Raw genomic sequence first — 18023 nt, 5'->3', positions numbered from 1 at the left:
AAAGCTTATCCAGAGATTTATCCACAGCCTGGATGCCGTGGGTATCGCATCTCCAGGCGATCGCAAGGTTATCCTTCAACAGGACAAGAGGTTGACATGACCACATCCGCGCAGCTCTTCGAACGTGCCTGCCGACACATTCCCGGCGGTGTCAATTCGCCGGTGCGTGCCTTCAAGGGGCTGGAGCGCCCGCCTGTCTTCATGGAGCGTGCCCAGGGCGCTTATCTGTTCGATGTGGAAGGCAAGCGTTATATCGATTACGTGGGATCCTGGGGACCCATGATCACCGGCCATGCCGATCCCGATGTCCTCGGAGCTGTGCGCGAGCGCATTGATGCCGGTCTCTCCTTCGGCACGCCTACCGCCATCGAGACCGAAATGGCCGATCTGATCTGCGAGATGATGCCCAGTATCGAGATGGTGCGCATGGTCAACTCCGGTACCGAGGCCACCATGTCCGCGGTTCGCCTGGCACGTGGCTATACCGGACGCGACAAGATCGTCAAGTTCGAAGGCAACTACCACGGTCATACCGATTCCCTGCTGGTCAAGGCCGGATCCGGCGCCCTCACCCATGGCGAGCCGAGTTCCCCGGGCGTGCCGGCTTCCCTGGCGGAACACACCATCACGCTGTCCTACAACGATGCCGATGCCGTGGAAGCCTGCTTCGAGGAGATGGGGGATCAGATTGCCTGCATCATCGTCGAGCCGGTGGCCGGCAACATGAACTGCATTCCGCCCCAGCCGGGGTTTCTCGAGACATTGCGCCAGGTCTGCGACCGTCACGAGAGTGTCCTGATCTTCGATGAAGTGATGACCGGCTTCCGGGTGGCCATGGGAGGCGCCCAGGCGCATTACGGTGTCACGCCCGACCTGACCTGCCTGGGCAAGATCGTCGGTGGCGGCATGCCGGTGGGGGCCTTCGGCGGGCGTCGCTCGATCATGGAAAATATCTCGCCACTCGGGCCGATCTATCAGGCCGGGACCCTGGCCGGGAATCCTCTGGCCATGGCGGCGGGCATAGCCCTGCTCAACAAGGTCCGCGAACCAGGTTTCCACGATGCCCTGGCCCAGCGTGTCGAGACACTGTGCAATGGGCTTCGGGCCAGGGCCGAGGAGGCCGGCATCGACATGATTGCCCAGCAGGCGGGCGGCATGTTCGGCATCTTCTTCACCGGCCAGCGCCGTGTGGATAACTTCGCTCAGGCCACGGCCTGCGATGGGGATGCCTTCCGGCAATTCTTCTCCGCCATGCTGGAACATGGTGTCTATATGGCGCCCTCAGCCTTCGAGGCCGGTTTCATGTCCAGCGCCCATGCCCCCGAGGATATTCAGGCGACCCTCGATGCCGCCGAATCGGCCTTCGCGTCGATGCGCCAGGCTTGAGACGACGTTCCAGCTAGGAGACAGGCGATGAGCCAGCGACAGCCCCACGAAACCCTGCCTCGAGAAAGCGATCTTGATCTTGCGTCGCTGCTCCCGTCCCTCTGTGCCTGGCATGGTGAGCATGGGCAGGACACGAAGGACGATGCATCGCTCGCGACTCGGGCGGTCCGTGAACGGATGGATATCGAGATACAGGCCCTGGAGTCTCTGATGAGCGGTGACGAGGATCGTCTCCGGTTGTCCGATCTGGCTCGCTGGCTCGATGAGAACATCACTCGTCTCGACCCGTTGCTGAACTCGCGCAATGGCTTGCTGTTGCCCGAAAGCTGGGCTCGTGCCCATCCCTGTAGCCGATTGCTCGATGAAGGACGCGTCCTGATGGCCAATGCCATTGATCGCGATCTCGACGGCGCCGGCGCCGAAGGGCCTCTCGATCCGGCCAGCGACGTGGCATCGCTGTTGGTGGGCCTCGAGGTTCGCGATGAGGGTCGGCTCTCACATCAGGCCCTGGATGGCTACTTGCGTCTTTCCGGGGACTATGAGCTGCCACGCCTGTTGCCGGTCTTCCGCGTCATCGAGTGTCTTTCCGGTGCGCGCCGGGCCTTGCGGCGTCGCGCGGAAGCCGGCGATGACGAGCAGCCGGCGCTGCTGGCGGAGACAATGAGTGCCTGTCGTCGGTATATCGAACTTGCCGAGCGATATACCGAGTTCCGCTTTCCGCCTCTGGTGATCGGCGTTGGCGTGGCCGGCAGTGGCAAGAGTCGTTTCACGCGCACTCTGGTGAGTCGGCTGGGGGCGATTCGCTTGTGCTCGGATGTGGAGAGACGTCGGGTACATGGAATTCATCCACAGGCGGAAAGAAGCGAAGGGGGTGTGGACATCTTTTCCAGGACGGCCACGGAGCGCACCTATCGCCGCCTGGCAAAGTGTGCCGGTGCCTTGCTGGATGCCGGATTACCGGTCTGCATCGATGGCACCTGCCTCAAGCGCGAGCAACGTGATCTGCTGCGTCATCAGGCCGAAGGCCGGGGTTTGCCTGTGCTGTTGATCAGTTTCGAGGCCGATGAAGCCACCCTGGAGCGACGCATTACCAAGCGGGCTGCCCGTCAGGACGTCCCCGCCGAAGAGAGCCTTGCTATCCTGGCCCGCCAATGCGAGGCCTTCGAAGATTTCACCGACGAGGAACGCCTGCTGCTGGTCAGGCTGGATACGACCGCCGACAATGCCGCCGAGACATTGGCCGGGCTGATTCAGGAGCACGTGCGCTGAGGTGGCCCGGTTTCAGCTTGGCGTTCGAGGTAAAGGGGCGGCGTACCAAGGTGCTGGCAGGCCCAGCGCACCGCTTGCCCCCTTGTGTTGACGCCGATCTTCTTGAAGGTGTTGTAGAGGTGTGACTTCACAGTGTGCTCGCTGATGGCCAGGCGTTCGGCGATCTCATGGTTGGAGGCACCGGAACCCAGCAGACCGATGATCTCCCGTTCCCGTTGAGTGAGGCCGTATGTCGGACGATAGACGTTCCGCTGCTGCTGGCGCAGGAATTCCAGCAGGCGTGCCATCAATGACCGGGACATCCAGGGATGCCCTTCCATTAGGGTTTTCACTCCCTTGCAGATCAGGGACAGGTCGTCCTGACGATAGAAGACACCTTGCAGGTGCATGGTGGTCAGTAGTTCGGCAGCCCGATCCTCATCCCTGAGGTTGAATACGGCCTGCGACACGCCAGGCTGGCCGGCATGATCGGTGTACCAGGCCTGTAGCGAGGCGTCATCCATGTGATCGACGTCCAGCAATATCAACGAGGAAGATGGCGCGGGTGTCACCGGCCTCGATCGAGGAAGGACGAGCGCAACGGGGCAATCGAGCTGTTGGCGCAGATAGTCGACGAACAGCTGGGACTGTGGGCTGGGTTCGGTGACCAGAAGCAGGGAACGGTGGTCCTTGTCCATGGGAGCGTCCTTGGCGTGACAGAACAATCGTTTCGACTCGTGGCCAGGATGCATGGTCCCAACACGGCGTCATCACCGCTGTCCTGCCTGGCGCTGGAAGCCAGCTCGTCGATTCATGCCCTGTTTTCTATCCTGAATGCAACGGGGTGCCCAGCAAAGTTAAATAATATGTCGGTATCTCGGGATAAGTGATCATTTTCTAATGTTTTCTTCCCTGGCGCGTCAGCTTCCGCGACCTGTCGCGAGCGTTTCCTCTCCTTTCCATGGCTCGTAGAATGCAACATCGCTTTTTTTCGTCTTTCATTCGCAAGAGCGCACGACATGTCCAAGCATCTGGTACTGGCCAGCGGTAATGCTGGCAAGCTACGCGAGTTCCACCAGCTTCTCTCCCCCTTGGGCTTCGACGTCAGGCCACAGTCGGAGTTTGCCGTCGACGAGGTCGAGGAGACAGGATTGACCTTCGTCGAGAACGCCTTGCTCAAGGCTCGCGAGGCCAGCCGTGTCAGTGGTGCGCCGGCCCTGGCCGACGATTCCGGGCTTGCCGTCGATGCCTTGCAGGGGCGTCCCGGTATCTATTCCGCGCGCTTCGCCGGGGAGCCCAAGGACGACGAGCGCAACAATCAGTCCCTTCTGGAGGCATTGAGTGACGTCCCCGAGGGGTATCGCCATGCCCGTTACTGGTGCGTGCTGGTGCTGCTGCGCCATGCCGAGGACCCGGTACCGCTGATCGTCCAGCGATACTGGGACGGTGAGATTCTGGCCCATCCCCGCGGCGAGGGAGGTTTCGGTTACGATCCCCTGTTCTGGGTGCCGGATCAGAAGATGTCGGCAGCCGAACTGTCGGCTTCGGAGAAGAATCGCCTGAGTCATCGTGGCCGCGCCCTTCATGCCCTAGTGGATGCCTTGTCCGATACGGCGTGGTCACCATGATCGACCGTCTTCCGCCCCTGGCGCTCTATGTGCACGTGCCCTGGTGCGTGCGCAAATGCCCCTACTGCGACTTCAATTCCCACGGTGTGGGGCGGGGCGCCGACTTGCCGGAAGAGGAATACCTGGCGGCGTTGATCGATGACCTGGATGCCGACCTGTCGCTGGCCGCCGGGCGCGAGATCGTCAGCGTATTCATCGGCGGGGGGACTCCGAGTCTGATGGCGCCGGCCTTCTATCGGCGGTTGCTCGAGGCGTTGGCCGCTCGACTGCCATTGGCCTCGGATATCGAGATCACCCTCGAGGCCAATCCCGGTACGCTGGAGCGCGGCCGCTTCGCGGGATATCGAGAGGCGGGAATCAATCGGCTCTCGCTTGGGGTCCAGAGCTTTCAGGACGACCAGCTTGCCGCCCTGGGACGCATCCATGGCGGCGCCGATGCCGAAGCCGCCATCGAGGAAGCCCGTGATGCCGGCTTCGATAACCTCAATATCGATCTCATGCATGGGCTGCCCGGCCAGACGGTCGAACTGGCGCTATCTGACCTGGACCGGGCCCTGACGTTTTCGCCCGAGCATCTTTCCTGGTATCAACTCACCCTCGAGCCCAATACCGAATTCCACTCCCGGCCGCCGACACTGCCGGAGGAAGAGGTGCTCTGGGATATCCAGGATATCGGGCACGAACGGCTGGAAGCCGCCGGACTCGGGCGTTACGAGATATCCGCCTATGCGCGTCCGGGCCGGCGTGCTCGGCACAACCTCAACTACTGGCGGTTCGGTGACTATCTGGGTATCGGTGCCGGTGCTCACGGCAAGCTGAGCACCTGGACCGACAATGGGCTGGCAATCGAGCGACGCTGGAAGGCGCGTCAGCCGGAGGCGTATCTGAGGCGTCGCCGGGATCCTCGCGGCTTCGTCGCTGGTCGTGCCACGGTGGAACCCGATGAGCTTCCCCTGGAATTCGCCATGAACGCGCTGCGGCTCGTCGATGGCGTTTCCCTGGCGACCTGGCGTGCCCATACTGGGTATACGCCGGAGGTCATGGCGTCGCGTCTGGCACAAGCTCGGGAAAAAGGACTTTTGGTGGAAGATCCCGGAAGGCTTCAAGCCTCGCCTCGAGGTCTATTATTCTTGAACGAGTTGTTGGCTCTCATCAGTGAAGCCGATACATGAAGGACGCCATCCCTTTCACAAGGAGTTATCCCATGATGAAACCTCTTCGTCCGCTCGTGGCTCTGTCGGCCGCCGCACTGCTGGTGGGTTGCACCACCACGGATCCGTACAGCGGCCAGACGCAGCGCAACCAGACGGGAACCGGTGCTGCCATCGGTGCGGCGATCGGGGCCGCTGCCGGTGCCTTGACCGGTGATGGCAGTACCAGTCGACGCGACCGTGCCCTGATCGGTGCTGCCGCGGGGGCTGCCGCCGGTGGCGGGATCGGCGCCTACATGGATCGCCAGGAAGAGCAACTGCGTCGCAGCATGGAAGGCACCGGCATCGGAGTGGAACGTCAGGGCAACGACATCGTTCTCAACATGCCGAGCAGCGTCACCTTCGGTTTCGATTCCAGCGATCTGACGCCGGCAGCCACCAGTGCCTTGAACGATGTCTCCAACGTGCTGAACCAATACACGGATACCCGGATCAACATCGCTGGCCATACCGACAGCACCGGGGATGCCAGCTACAACCAGCGTCTTTCCGAGCGTCGTGCACAATCAGTGGGGCAATATCTGAGCCAGTCCGGGGTATCGGCCAGTCGACTCAACATGCAGGGGTATGGCGAGAACCAGCCGGTGGCCAGCAACGACACCGAAGCCGGCCGCGCACAGAATCGCCGTGTCGAGATGACTCTGACGCCCATCACGCAGAACTGATCGCGAACTTGAACCTTGCGTTGGCCCGCCTGCCCCCTGGGGAGGCGGGCCTTTACTTGTCCATCACTTCTTGCCCACTTTGGGATTCAGGACCATGCTTTCCTATCAGCACGCCTACCATGCGGGCAATTTCGCCGACGTTCACAAGCATTTAGTGCTTTTTGCCGTCGTCGACCATTTGTTACGTAAAGAGTCTTCTGTTACGTACATAGATACTCATGCCGGTCGTGGTCGTTATCCCCTCGACGCCGAGGAGACCGCTCGGCTAGGGGAGTATCATGATGGGGCGGAAAGGCTCTGGAAGACGCGAGAACGCCTTGCCGAAGATCCACTGCTGAGAGATTGGCTCGAGGGGTTGGCTGCCGCCCAGAGTCAGCGGAACCCGAAGGCGCTCGACCACTATCCTGGTTCGCCCTGGTGGCTGGCGCAGCGATTGCGAGAGCAGGATGCGCTTCGGTTGTTCGAACTGCACCCCGGAGAACACGATCACCTGAGCAGGCAGCAGCTGCCCGACAGGGTGCGCCATGTACACGGCGATGGCCTGTCGGGGTTGATCGACGCCTTGCCGGTGGCAACGCCACGCCTGTGCGTTCTGGTCGATCCGAGCTACGAGCGCAAGGCGGAATATGGCGATGTCGCCGATACGTTGCTCAAAGCCATGCGCAAGGCACGACATGGGGTGATGCTGGTGTGGTATCCGTTGCTGCCCGCGGGACGGCACGAGACGCTTCTCGAGGGGCTCAAGGCCGGTGGGCTGCGCAAGATCTGGCGCAGCGAGCTGAGGGTGGCTTCGCCCCAGCGGGAACGAGGGATGTACGGCAGCGGCATGCTGGTGATCAACCCGCCCTGGGGGCTGGACCGGCGTCTGGAGGATGCCATGGCGCGCTTGATGCCCTTGCTGGGCGATGACAGCCACTACCGGGGCGACTGGTGGGTTCCGGAGTGAAACCGGTCATCCGGCAATCGCGCGATACATCAATGAGCGATTGCCTGGACTCCCGCGAACCGGTTGTCGGCGTCATCATGGTCGAGCGCGCCCAGCCGATCATTGGCTCGCCGGTTACTTCCCGATGCAGAAGCTGCCGAATATCTCGCCCAACAGGTCATCGGCGCTGAATTCGCCGGTGATTTCCCCCAAGGCTTGCTGTGCGTCTCTCAGGTCTTCGGCGAGCAGTTCGCCGGCACCATGGCCGGAGAGCTGAGCGTCGCCGTTCTGCAGGGCCGTGGCAGCGCGATCCAAGGCATCCAGATGGCGGCGTCGCGCCGAAAAGCGCCCCTCGGTGGTCGCCGAGAACCCCATTATGTGCTTCAAGTGTTCCTTCAGGTTATCCACACCCTGACCGGTCTTCGCCGAGAGGCGCACGATGGGGGTGGCTGTGGATAAGTCGATTCCCGGCGCTTCCTGGCTAGTATCGACCTTGTTGCGCACCAGCGTGAGGCGATTCGGATCGGCGAGCCGCTGGACGAACTCGGGCCAGATGCGCATGGGGTCCACGGCATCGGTGGTCGTGGCATCCACCATCAGCAGCACGCGGTCGGCCTTCTCGATTTCCGACCAGGCCCTGGCCACGCCGATCTGCTCCACCGCGTCCGGCGTGTCGCGCAATCCGGCGGTATCGATCACGTGCAGCGGCATGCCGTCCAGGTGGATATGCTCGCGCAATACGTCACGGGTCGTGCCTTCGATCTCGGTGACGATGGCGGTGTCCTGCTCGGTGAGGGCATTGAGCAGGCTTGACTTTCCGGCATTGGGCCGCCCGGCGATCACCACGCTCATGCCTTCGCGCATCAGTGCGCCCTGGCCGGCGCTTTCCCGGACGTCCGCCAGTCTCGTGCGAATCGCTGCGAGCTTGCCGGCCACATGCCCATCGGCGAGGAAGTCGATTTCTTCCTCGGGAAAGTCGATGGCTGCCTCGACGTACATGCGCAGCTCGATGAGCTCTTGCACCAGCGCCTCGACACGTTTCGAGAATTCCCCCTGCAACGAGCGCAAGGCGTTCTCTGCCGCCCCTCGGGAACTTGCCTCGATCAGGTCGGCGATGGCTTCGGCCTGGGCCAGATCCAGCTTGTCGTTGAGAAAGGCTCGCTCGGAAAACTCGCCGGGCCTGGCGAGTCTTGCTCCCAGGCGCACGCAGCGCTCCAGCAGCAGGTCCATGATGACTGGACCGCCATGTCCTTGCAGCTCGAGGATGTCCTCACCGGTGAAGGAATGAGGGCCTTCGAAGAACAGCGCGATACCCTCGTCGAGCATGCCGTTCTCGCCCCGGAATGGACCATGGAAGGCCTTTCGGGGGGGAGGGCAGTGCCCCAGTACGCTTTCGGCAATCGAACGGCTGGCAGGGCCCGATACGCGGATGATGCCGACGCCGCCTTGTCCGGGCGGTGTCGCCAGAGCGGTGATGGTGTCCTGAGCATAAAGGCGTTCGGCCATCGGTGATTCCTCGAATGGGTCGACATCATTGTCGGTGGCGGAGGGCTCAAACGCCAGACCCCCGCAAGGGCGGGGGTCTGGCGAAACGAAAGGGCGGAGGAGCCTACTTGGTCTTCATGCCCTTGCCGACATTGGGGTCGGCCTCGATCTTGCGGGTGATGAAGTACTGCTGGGCGATGGAGGTGATGTTGTTCACCACCCAGTAGATCACCAGCCCGGCCGGGAACCACAGGAAGAAGAACGTGAAGACCACCGGCAACAGCTTCATGATCTTCGCCTGGGTCGGGTCCGGCGGTGTCGGATTGAGTAGTTGCTGCACGAACATCGAGGCGCCCATCAGGATAGGCAGCACGAAGTAGGGATCCTTCACCGACAGGTCAGTGATCCAGAACATGAAGGGCGCGTGGCGCAACTCCACCGACTCGAGCAACATCCAGTACAGGGCGATGAAGACCGGCATCTGTACCAGAATGGGCAGGCAGCCGCCCAGAGGATTGATCTTTTCCTTCTGGTAGAACTTCATCATCTCCTGGGACATCTTCTGGCGATCGTCGCCGTACTGTTCCTTGAGACGCTGCATCTCAGGGCCCAGCTTGCGCATGCGCGCCATGGACTTGTAGGCCTTGGCGGAAAGCGGCAGGAGCGCGGTCTTGACCAGCAGCGTCAGGATGACGATGGACCAGCCCCAGTTGCCGATCAGGTCGTGGATGTGATCGAGCAGCCAGAACAGCGGGTTGGCAATGAACCATAGCCACCCGAAGTCGACGGTCAGCTCAAGGTTCGGGGCGACCGCCTCCAGTCGATCCTGGATCTTGGGGCCGATGTAGAGCGTGGCTGCCAGAGTGGCTTCGCTTTGGGCGCCCAGGGTCTGGGTCGGGCCGGCAAACGCCGCCACATTGCGATTCTGCGAGTCGGTCGCGGTGTAGTAGAGGTTCTGCTGGTTCTGCGGGGGTGCCCAGGCAGAAGTGAAGTAGTGTTGGATCATGGCGACCCAGCCGCCTTCGACATCGCGATTGTTGAACTTGCCATCGCGGATGTCTTCGAAGTCGACCTTCAAGTAACGGTCTTCTGGCGTGGAAAAGGCGGCCCCCAGGAAGGAGCTCATGCCCATCTTCGGACCGCTCGAGGGATCGCTGCTGTTGTCGCGCACCAGCTGGCCGACGAAACGCGCGGTTACCGGTGTCTCGCTGGGATTGTCCAGCAGGTAGGCGACATTCACGGCGTAACTGTCGCGATCGAAGGTGAAGCGCTTGATGACATCCACGCCATTGACGGTGGCGCGGAGATCCACCTGTACCTGATCGTCCCCTTCGGCCAGCCGGTATTCGGTCTGCTCGGGGGAGAAGGCGATGCGCCCCTGATGGCCTTCCAGCTGAAGGCCGGAGCGAGCCACATAGCTGCGCGTACTGTTATCGGAAAGCAGCACGAACGGCTGGTCGGAGTTCTCGGCGTATTTATGCTGCGGAAGCGCCGCATACACGATGTCGCCGCCTTGCGGATCGATGCGAACATCGAGCACGTCAGTGGTGACGGCCACCAGGTCACGGCTGCTGGCGGTGGCTTTGCTGCCGGGCATTTCGCTGCCCATCTCGGCGTTGCCGGTGCCGCCGGACGGCACCGACAGGTTGCCACTGTCAGCCTCCCCAGTCTCCCGGGACGAAGCTGGCGAGTCGTCGGTGATGGCCGGGGCCTCCGGCGCTTGGGTCGCCTGGCCGTAGTCCTGATTCCACTGCACGACGATCAGGTAGGCGAGTATCGCCAGGGGAATCAGCAGGAGTAGTCGTTTTACGTCCATGAGGGGTCTGCCCGATGGGTGGTGAACATTCCGATGGCGCGGCGTGAGGTGCTCTCCCGACATACGCGAAAGCCTGCCAAGGGCAGGCTGGCATTCGTCAGCGGAGCGTCCGCTTTCGAGGGGGCGGCGTCAAGCTCCGCGACAAGAGGCGAAATCAGGCGCATGCAAGCTCCGGGCGATGACGGCGGCGAGGCGCCGCATCGGTCATCGGCGGTCTGTCGAGGGGCTGGTGGAGCCGCCCGTCGATTTTTGCGCTTCGCGCTCCAGGCGTCGCCACATGCCATGCAATTGGCGATGGACAACCTCATTGTCCAGCTCCTGTACGCCACGCCGGGCGAGCAAAACGATATCCACGGCGGGGAGTCGATGCTGGCGAAGCCGAACGGATTCGCGCGTGATTCGCTTGAGGCGATTGCGATCAACGGCCCGACGAACGTTCTTCTTGCTGAAGATGAGGCCGAGTCGAGGGTGACCCAATGCGTTGGGCGAGGCCAGGGCCATCAACCCCTTGCCGTGAAGCTTGAAAGCTGCCGTATCGAAGACACGTCGATAGTCCTCGGCGGTCAGCAGGCGCAGCCGCCGAGGAAAGCCCTGATAGGACACGCGCTCGCGATCAGGCGCTCAAGCGCTTGCGGCCCTTGGCGCGACGGCGCGCCAGGACGGCACGACCATTCTTGGTGGCCATGCGAGCGCGGAAGCCGTGTGCGCGCTTGCGCTTGAGAACGCTGGGCTGGAAAGTGCGTTTCATAACTGTTTATTCCCACGTGGTTTTTGGAACGGATCGATAATTTCAGAGGCACCCGGTTTCCATCGGAAACCCGGGGAGATTCGGCTCAAGACCGGGAATTGTAGTGATTTCGCGGCCTCGGCGCAATTCCCTCTTGACTCACGGGCAACGCACGACGCGAGGGGCTCATGCCTCAATCATTATTATTTAGAACGATAGATTGATGAGGTTGTTATTATAGCTGGGGAGAAATTTTGTGGATAAGTATATTTATCTTTTTTATATCAAATGGATACTGTATTGATCGTGGTGTGGACATCCTTGGGGGTGATGGTGTATCCACTGTGGCTTTCCGTTGCATGGAAGCTGCAATTGTCCACAGTGCTGATGCATCCCCATATCGCTCCCCGTCATTTCCTGACGTGGGGGAAGAGGTTTTCCACAAAGTTCATCGAAACGCGGCTTCATGTGGATAACCCGAGGGCTGGACGATACAATGTGCGGTCGTTCTTGAAACTATGATTGGTGAGGTTGCGTGTCGCTCGCTCTCTGGCAACAGTGTCTGGCTACCCTGCAGGATGAATTGAGCTCCCAGCAGTTCAACACCTGGATCCGCCCATTGCAGGCGGAGGAGGAGGGAGAGTCCAACCAGTTGCGCCTGTTGGCGCCTAACCGGTTCGTGCGCGATTGGGTCAGTGACAAGTATGCCAAGCGCATCAGTGAGCTGATGCGCGAGTTGGCGCCTGCCAAGCCCCCAAAGGTGGTGCTGACCGTGGGCAGTCGCCGAGCGGCTCCTGCTCCCCAGCCGCGGGAACTCGGCGATCCGGTCTCGGCGGCGCCTCGAGCGCCTGCCGTGCACACGCCACCACGGGGCGATGTGGCGGATGAATCCGAGATCGACCAGTTGAGGGAAGAAGGGGAGGCATCGCGTCGTTCCTCGGGCGAACGCCAGGTACAGGTCGAGGGCAGCCTCAAGCACAACAGTGGCCTGAATCATAATTTCACCTTCGAAACCTTCGTCGAGGGCAAGTCCAACCAATTGGCACGGGCTGCTTCGCGGCAGGTCTCCGAGAACCCCGGAGGCGCTTATAATCCGTTGTTTCTCTATGGTGGGGTCGGCCTGGGCAAGACTCACCTGATGCATGCCGTCGGCAACGCCCTGGATGTGCGTCGCGAGAACGCTCGGGTGGTGTATCTGCATTCCGAGCGTTTCGTCGCCGATATGGTGAAGGCGCTGCAACTCAACGCCATCAACGATTTCAAGCGCTTCTACCGCAGTGTCGATGCCTTGCTGATCGACGATATCCAGTTCTTCGCCGGCAAGGAGCGTTCCCAGGAAGAATTCTTCCATACCTTCAATGCCTTGCTTGAAGGTGGTCAGCAAATGATCCTGACCTCGGATCGTTATCCCAAGGAAATCAGCGGGGTAGAGGAGCGTCTCAAGTCGCGCTTCGGTTGGGGGCTGACCGTGGCGATCGAGCCTCCGGAGCTCGAGACCCGGGTAGCGATCCTGATGAAGAAGGCCGACCAGGCCAAGGTCAATCTGCCGCATGATGCAGCCTTCTTCATTGCCCAGAAGATTCGTTCCAACGTCCGCGAGCTCGAGGGGGCGTTGAAGAAGGTCATCGCCGACTCCCACTTCATGGGCAAGGCAATCACCCAGGACTTTATCCGCGAGTCGCTCAAGGATCTGCTGGCCTTGCAGGACAAGCAGGTTGGCGTGGATAACATCCAGCGAACGGTGGCCGAGTACTACAAGATCAAGCTGTCGGATCTATTGTCGAAGCGCCGTTCGCGCTCCGTGGCTCGGCCTCGCCAGGTGGCGATGGCGCTGGCCAAGGAACTGACCAATCACAGCCTTCCCGAAATCGGCGATGCCTTCGGAGGCCGGGACCACACCACGGTGTTGCATGCATGTCGCAAGGTACAGGCGTTACAGGATGAAAACGCGGATATTCGCGAGGATTACAAGAACCTGCTACGTCTATTGACGAGCTGAGTTCACCCAATGACTCGATCGACCGGTCGGCTCGCCGGCCTCACAACCCCTCCAGGACAAGAAGTGGAGTCGACATGAAATTTTCCATTTCCCGAGAAGCGCTGTTGCGCCCGCTGACACTGGTCGCCGGCGTGGTGGAGCGGCGTCAGACCTTGCCGGTGCTGTCGAACGTCTTGATCCAGGTCGAGCAGGATCAAGTGTCGCTGACTGGCACCGATCTGGAAGTCGAGCTGATCGGTCGCACCGTGGCCAGTCAGGTGGACGAGGCAGGCTCGGCCACCGTGCCGGCGCGAAAGCTGATGGATATCTGCAAGTCACTGCCGGACCAGGCCGAGATCCAGCTTGCCCTCGAGGATAATCGAGCGGTGCTGCGCAGTGGGCGTTCCCGTTTCACGCTTTCGACCCTGCCGGTGGCGGAGTTCCCCAATATCGAGGATGGCCAGAGTAGTGTCGAGCTGAGCCTGCCGAGGGGGACGTTGAAGCGCCTCATCGACGCGACGTCCTTCGCCATGGCTCAGCAGGATGTGCGCTATTACCTCAATGGCATGCTGCTGGAATTCGGCACCAATCTGGTCAGGGCCGTGGCCACCGATGGGCACCGGCTGGCGGTTGCATCGCGTTCTGCCGAGATCCAGGTGGATCCCGCTCAGAAATTGATCGTGCCGCGCAAGGGGATCATGGAGCTCGTTCGTCTGCTCGATGACGGCGATGATCCCGTGAGCCTGACGCTGGGCTCGACGCATATCCGTGCCCACACCGGGGATTTCACTTTCACCTCCAAGCTGGTCGACGGGAAGTTCCCCGATTACGAGCGCGTAGTGCCCAAGGGCGGGGACAAGGTACTCATCGCTGAGCGGACCGAACTGCGCCAAGTGCTGTCGCGCACTGCGATCCTCTCCAACGAAAAGTATCGTGGCGTACGACTCAATCTCGAAGAAGGCAATCTGCGCGTCATGGCCAACAATCCCGAGCAGGAAGAAGCCGAGGAGAACGTTGGCGTCGAATACGCTGGGCCGGCCATGGAGATCGGCTTCAATGTCGGTTACCTGGTCGATGTTCTCAGCGTGCTGGACGAGGATCGCGTGCAGTTGACCCTGGCCGACCCCAACAGCAGTGCTCTGCTCGAGGAACCGGGTGGTGGCGATGCGCTTTATGTCGTCATGCCCATGCGCCTTTAAGACGACCTTCGACTTTCCCGTGCCGATGTTCGGCTTCCCATGAGCATCGGCAATAGGATCCTGTCCTCGATGCCTCTCGATCGTCTCGCTTTCCAGGGCCTGCGCAACCTCCAGGCCCTGGAGCTGTCTCCTGGTCCCCGAATCAATCTGTTCATCGGTGATAACGGTACCGGCAAGACCAGCTTGCTGGAAGGGATTCACGTGCTAGGCATGGGGCGCTCCTTCCGTACGCGACAGTTGCGTCACGCCATCGCCCATGAAGGGGACGGCGTGATCCTGCATGGGCGTTTGTCAGGAGAGCCTCCCTTGCCGATAGGCGTGCGCCGACGCCGGGATAGCGATGAACTGGAAATGCGCCTGGCAGGAGAAAAGGTGAGCCGTGTGTCGCAGCTGGTGGAGACCCTGCCCCTGCAACTCATCAATCCCGATGCCTTCCGCCTCCTGGAAGGCTCCCCGGCGGGGCGCCGCGAGTTTCTCGACTGGGGAGTGTTTCACGTGAAACATGACTTCCTCGATGCCTGGAAGCGTTTTCGAAGAGCGTTGAAGCATCGGAATGCTCTCCTCAGACATGGTAGAATGACCGATGCGTCAATGGGTGCCTGGGAGCGGGAATTGGCTCATTGGGGCGCTCGGCTGGATGAGCTGCGGCGCGCCTGGATCGATGCATTTCTCCCCGTGTTCCAGGAAACACTGGATGGGTTGATTGCCTTGCCCGAACTCCAGCTGCGCTATGCCCGAGGATGGGACCGCAAGCGAGATCTTGCCGACGTTCTTGAGCAGGGCAGGGAGACCGATCAGCAGATGGGCTTCACGCAACAGGGCCCTCAGCGTGCGGATCTCGGCATCCGCCTGGGGCGGCGTCCGGCGATCGAGATCCTGTCGAGAGGACAGCAGAAGCTGGTGGTCAGTGCACTCAAGTTGGCGCAAGGGCGCTTGCTGGAGCGCCTTACAGGACGCTCCTGCATATATCTGATCGACGACCTGCCAGCGGAGCTGGATGGCGATCACCGGCGTGTCTTCTGCGAATGGTTGACGCACATGCGTTGCCAAGCGTTTATCACCAGTGTCGATCCGAATGCCTTGAATGACGTGTGGGATATGGATACACCGGTTTCGATGTTTCACGTGAAACATACAGAGGTGGGGCAGGGGCAGCTGCTGCCAATGGATAGACAGACTTCATGATGGAGTAGTCAATGAGCGAGCAAGCTTACGACTCATCAAGCATCAAGGTTCTCAAGGGCCTGGATGCGGTACGCAAGCGGCCCGGCATGTACATCGGCGACACCGATGACGGTACAGGCCTGCACCACATGGTGTTCGAGCTGGTGGACAACTCCATCGATGAAGCCCTGGCCGGACACTGCAGCGAGATTGGCGTGGTGATCCACCCGGATGAATCGATCACGGTTCGTGACAACGGGCGTGGCATTCCCACCGAGATCCACGAAGAGGAAGGGGTGTCGGCGGCCGAGGTCATCATGACGGTGCTTCACGCCGGTGGCAAGTTCGATGACAATTCCTACAAGGTTTCCGGCGGCCTGCATGGTGTCGGTGTCTCGGTGGTCAACGCGCTTTCCGAAGAGCTGAAGTTGACGATCTGGCGGCAAGGGAAGGTGCACGAGCAGATCTATCGGCATGGTGAGGCCGTGGCACCTCTGGCGGTGGTCGGTACCACCGAGCAGACCGGGAGTCGCGTACACTTTCGCCCGTCGCCCGAGACCTTCCAGAACATCGAGTTCCATTATGATGTCCTTGCCAAGCGCCTACGCGAGTTGTCGTTCCTGAACTCCGGTGTGGCGATCCGCTTGACCGATGAGCGTACCGGCAAGGAGGAGCTCTTCCACTACGAGGGAGGGCTGAAAGCCTTCGTTGACCACTTGAACACCAACAAGACGGTGCTCAACCCGGTCTTTCACTTCAACGTCGAGCGCGAGGATGGCGTCGGTGTCGAAGTAGCAATGCAGTGGAACGACACCTTCGCCGAGAATATCTTTTGTTACACCAACAATATTCCACAGGGCGATGGAGGGACTCACCTGGCCGGATTCCGTGCCTCGCTGACCCGGACGCTCAACCACTATATCGAGGCCGAAGGCTTGTTGAAGAAGGCCAAGGTCAATACGTCGGGCGATGATGCCAGAGAGGGCCTTACGGCCATCATCTCGGTCAAGGTCCCGGATCCCAAGTTCTCTTCGCAGACCAAGGACAAGCTGGTGTCCTCCGAGGTGAAGACCGCGGTGGAACAAGAGATGGGGCGCCAGTTCTCTGAATACCTGGTTGAACGTCCGAACGAAGCCAAGGCCATCGTCAACAAGATGCTGGATGCGGCACGGGCGCGCGAGGCAGCGCGCAAGGCGCGTGACATGACACGCCGCAAGGGCGCTCTGGATATCGCCGGATTGCCCGGCAAGCTGGCTGACTGCCAGGAGAAGGACCCCAGTCTGTCGGAACTTTATCTGGTCGAGGGCGATTCGGCAGGTGGTAGCGCCAAGCAGGGCCGTGATCGCCGTACCCAGGCGATCCTGCCTCTCAAGGGCAAGATTCTCAATGTGGAGAAAGCGCGCTTCGACAAGATGCTGTCATCTGCTGAGGTCGGGACTCTGATCACCGCCCTGGGTTGTGGAATCGGTCGGGAAGAGTTCGACCCCGACAAGCTGCGTTACCACTCGATCATCATCATGACCGACGCTGATGTCGATGGCTCGCACATCCGTACATTGTTGCTGACTTTTTTCTTCCGTCAGATGTCGCAGTTGATCGAGCGCGGGCATGTCTTCATCGCGCAACCACCGCTTTACAAGATCAAGCGTGGCAAGCAGGAAAGCTATCTAAAGGATGAACAGGCCCTGACCGACTATTTGACTGCGACGGCGCTCGATGGGGCTCGCTTGCATGTCAACAGCGACGCGCCCGGCATCGAGGGCGCGGGCTTGGAAAGCCTGGTCAATCAGTATCGCGACGTCATGAACCGGATCGATCGTCTGTCGCGTGTCTATCCCGACGTCGTGCTGCGCAAGATCGTCCATGCAGCCAAGCTGGAAGGCGAGGAGAGCCTGCGTGATCGTGTGACCATGCAGAACTGGATCGAATACCTGCAAGCGGAGATGGATGCCATCGTCTCTTACGAGGGCGGTCCTCGCTATACATTCCGCCTGGAAGAAGACAGTGAGAGAGGCCTTTATCTGCCCGCTGTGTCCCTGGTCGCACACGGCGTCACTTCGGATTATGTCTGGGGGGTCGACTTCTTTACCAGTGCGGATTATCGAGCCATTGCCGGGCTTGGTGAAACTTTGGATGGTCTACTCGAAGAGGGGGCCTACGTCGCTCGCGGTGAGCGCAAGAAGTCGGTTGGCAGTTTCTACGATGCGCTGGAATGGTTGATGAATGAAGCGCAGCGTGGCCTGTCGATCCAGCGCTACAAGGGGCTTGGTGAGATGAATCCCGAGCAGTTGTGGGAAACCACCATGGACCCGAATACTCGTCGTATGCTGCGAGTATCCATCGAGGACGCAGTGGCGGCTGACATGATGTTCAATACCCTGATGGGTGACGAGGTCGAGCCGCGTCGCGACTTTATCGAGCGGAATGCGCTGGTGGCCAACCTGGATATCTAGCCAATAGGCTCGCCTCGGGATGTTTCACGTGAAACATTGCTTGGGGCCGGCTGAAAAAAGGGCTGCATCGATTTTCTCGATGCAGCCCTTTTCATATGTGCTCATCATCTCTGTACCCCGCGGTGTTGTGCTCCAGGT

The 18023-nt window shown here is 60.8% G+C and carries 15 protein-coding genes; 10 read left to right on the top strand and 5 right to left on the bottom strand.

Annotated elements, in window-relative coordinates:
* Window positions 1-96: 96 nt before the first annotated feature.
* Together hemL and HSDC_RS10600 are read left to right on the top strand one after the other, a co-directional pair.
* Entirely contained in the window at window positions 97-1386 is a 1290-nt protein-coding gene (hemL, locus tag HSDC_RS10605; protein ID WP_064699914.1) for a glutamate-1-semialdehyde 2,1-aminomutase, read from the top strand.
* Window positions 1387-1413: 27 nt separating this feature from the next.
* Window positions 1414-2655 (top strand): P-loop nucleotide/nucleoside kinase family protein, encoded by a 1242-nt coding sequence (locus HSDC_RS10600; RefSeq protein WP_064699913.1) that lies wholly within the window; start codon window positions 1414-1416, stop codon window positions 2653-2655.
* On the opposite strand, the gene HSDC_RS10595 is transcribed toward HSDC_RS10600, so the two are convergent.
* Window positions 2637-3332 carry a LuxR C-terminal-related transcriptional regulator gene (locus HSDC_RS10595; protein WP_064699912.1) on the bottom strand — a complete coding sequence of 232 codons (696 nt, stop codon included), beginning with the start codon at window positions 3330-3332 and terminating at the stop codon, window positions 2637-2639. The genes HSDC_RS10600 and HSDC_RS10595 overlap by 19 nt on opposite strands.
* A gap of 321 nt (window positions 3333-3653) precedes the next feature.
* Here HSDC_RS10595 and rdgB point away from each other — a divergent pair, with 321 nt between their 5' ends.
* From rdgB to HSDC_RS10575, 4 genes are all read left to right on the top strand, one after another.
* Window positions 3654-4262 carry an RdgB/HAM1 family non-canonical purine NTP pyrophosphatase gene (rdgB, locus tag HSDC_RS10590; RefSeq protein ID WP_064699911.1) on the top strand — a complete coding sequence of 203 codons (609 nt, stop codon included), beginning with the start codon at window positions 3654-3656 and terminating at the stop codon, window positions 4260-4262.
* The gene (gene hemW / locus HSDC_RS10585) at window positions 4259-5434 is read left to right on the top strand and encodes a radical SAM family heme chaperone HemW (RefSeq protein WP_064699910.1); all 1176 of its coding nucleotides are present in this window, start codon (window positions 4259-4261) and stop codon (window positions 5432-5434) included. The genes rdgB and hemW overlap by 4 nt, the downstream gene beginning before the upstream one ends.
* 32 nt (window positions 5435-5466) lie before the next feature.
* Window positions 5467-6138: a YiaD family glycine zipper/OmpA-like lipoprotein gene (locus HSDC_RS10580; protein ID WP_425292857.1), complete on the top strand. Its 672-nt coding sequence runs from the start codon at window positions 5467-5469 to the stop codon at window positions 6136-6138.
* A gap of 94 nt (window positions 6139-6232) precedes the next feature.
* Entirely contained in the window at window positions 6233-7084 is an 852-nt protein-coding gene (locus tag HSDC_RS10575) for a 23S rRNA (adenine(2030)-N(6))-methyltransferase RlmJ (RefSeq protein WP_064699909.1), read from the top strand.
* Window positions 7085-7198: 114 nt separating this feature from the next.
* Here HSDC_RS10575 and mnmE read toward each other — a convergent pair whose 3' ends face one another.
* The 4 genes from mnmE to rpmH all read right to left on the bottom strand — a co-directional run bounded on the left by mnmE (window position 7199) and on the right by rpmH (window position 11112).
* Window positions 7199-8569 (bottom strand): tRNA uridine-5-carboxymethylaminomethyl(34) synthesis GTPase MnmE, encoded by a 1371-nt coding sequence (gene mnmE / locus HSDC_RS10570; protein ID WP_064699908.1) that lies wholly within the window; start codon window positions 8567-8569, stop codon window positions 7199-7201.
* 103 nt (window positions 8570-8672) lie between these two features.
* Window positions 8673-10364, bottom strand: coding sequence for a membrane protein insertase YidC (yidC, locus tag HSDC_RS10565; RefSeq protein WP_064699907.1), 1692 nt, complete (start codon window positions 10362-10364; stop codon window positions 8673-8675).
* Between the two features lie 204 nt (window positions 10365-10568).
* Window positions 10569-10967, bottom strand: coding sequence for a ribonuclease P protein component (rnpA, locus tag HSDC_RS10560; protein WP_073292198.1), 399 nt, complete (start codon window positions 10965-10967; stop codon window positions 10569-10571).
* Window positions 10968-10977: 10 nt separating this feature from the next.
* Window positions 10978-11112, bottom strand: coding sequence for a 50S ribosomal protein L34 (rpmH, locus tag HSDC_RS10555; protein ID WP_008959105.1), 135 nt, complete (start codon window positions 11110-11112; stop codon window positions 10978-10980).
* Window positions 11113-11626: 514 nt separating this feature from the next.
* Here rpmH and dnaA point away from each other — a divergent pair.
* The 4 genes from dnaA to gyrB all read left to right on the top strand — a co-directional run bounded on the left by dnaA (window position 11627) and on the right by gyrB (window position 17885).
* Window positions 11627-13090 (top strand): chromosomal replication initiator protein DnaA, encoded by a 1464-nt coding sequence (gene dnaA / locus HSDC_RS10550; protein WP_064699906.1) that lies wholly within the window; start codon window positions 11627-11629, stop codon window positions 13088-13090.
* Between the two features lie 74 nt (window positions 13091-13164).
* Window positions 13165-14268, top strand: a complete 1104-nt coding sequence (dnaN, locus tag HSDC_RS10545; protein WP_064699905.1) for a DNA polymerase III subunit beta — start codon at window positions 13165-13167, stop codon at window positions 14266-14268.
* Window positions 14269-14337: 69 nt separating this feature from the next.
* Window positions 14338-15453, top strand: coding sequence for a DNA replication/repair protein RecF (gene recF, locus HSDC_RS10540; protein ID WP_064699904.1), 1116 nt, complete (start codon window positions 14338-14340; stop codon window positions 15451-15453).
* 11 nt (window positions 15454-15464) lie between these two features.
* Window positions 15465-17885: a DNA topoisomerase (ATP-hydrolyzing) subunit B gene (gene gyrB / locus HSDC_RS10535; RefSeq protein ID WP_064699903.1), complete on the top strand. Its 2421-nt coding sequence runs from the start codon at window positions 15465-15467 to the stop codon at window positions 17883-17885.
* Window positions 17886-18023 lie beyond the last annotated feature (138 nt).

Source organism: Halomonas caseinilytica (genome assembly GCF_001662285.1).
GTDB classification, from domain to species: domain Bacteria; phylum Pseudomonadota; class Gammaproteobacteria; order Pseudomonadales; family Halomonadaceae; genus Halomonas; species Halomonas caseinilytica.
This window is presented reverse-complemented; position numbering and strand designations above follow the sequence as displayed.

Coding starts and splice junctions, on each gene's coding strand:
- HSDC_RS10575 (WP_064699909.1), top strand. CDS start 6,233: ATGCTTTCCTATCAGCACGCCTACCATGCGGGCAATTTCGCCGACGTT.
- gyrB (WP_064699903.1), top strand. CDS start 15,465: ATGAGCGAGCAAGCTTACGACTCATCAAGCATCAAGGTTCTCAAGGGC.
- HSDC_RS10595 (WP_064699912.1), bottom strand. CDS start 3,332: ATGGACAAGGACCACCGTTCCCTGCTTCTGGTCACCGAACCCAGCCCA.
- rdgB (WP_064699911.1), top strand. CDS start 3,654: ATGTCCAAGCATCTGGTACTGGCCAGCGGTAATGCTGGCAAGCTACGC.
- hemL (WP_064699914.1), top strand. CDS start 97: ATGACCACATCCGCGCAGCTCTTCGAACGTGCCTGCCGACACATTCCC.
- HSDC_RS10600 (WP_064699913.1), top strand. CDS start 1,414: ATGAGCCAGCGACAGCCCCACGAAACCCTGCCTCGAGAAAGCGATCTT.
- hemW (WP_064699910.1), top strand. CDS start 4,259: ATGATCGACCGTCTTCCGCCCCTGGCGCTCTATGTGCACGTGCCCTGG.
- rpmH (WP_008959105.1), bottom strand. CDS start 11,112: ATGAAACGCACTTTCCAGCCCAGCGTTCTCAAGCGCAAGCGCGCACAC.
- recF (WP_064699904.1), top strand. CDS start 14,338: ATGCCTCTCGATCGTCTCGCTTTCCAGGGCCTGCGCAACCTCCAGGCC.
- HSDC_RS10580 (WP_425292857.1), top strand. CDS start 5,467: ATGATGAAACCTCTTCGTCCGCTCGTGGCTCTGTCGGCCGCCGCACTG.
- mnmE (WP_064699908.1), bottom strand. CDS start 8,569: ATGGCCGAACGCCTTTATGCTCAGGACACCATCACCGCTCTGGCGACA.
- dnaN (WP_064699905.1), top strand. CDS start 13,165: ATGAAATTTTCCATTTCCCGAGAAGCGCTGTTGCGCCCGCTGACACTG.
- yidC (WP_064699907.1), bottom strand. CDS start 10,364: ATGGACGTAAAACGACTACTCCTGCTGATTCCCCTGGCGATACTCGCC.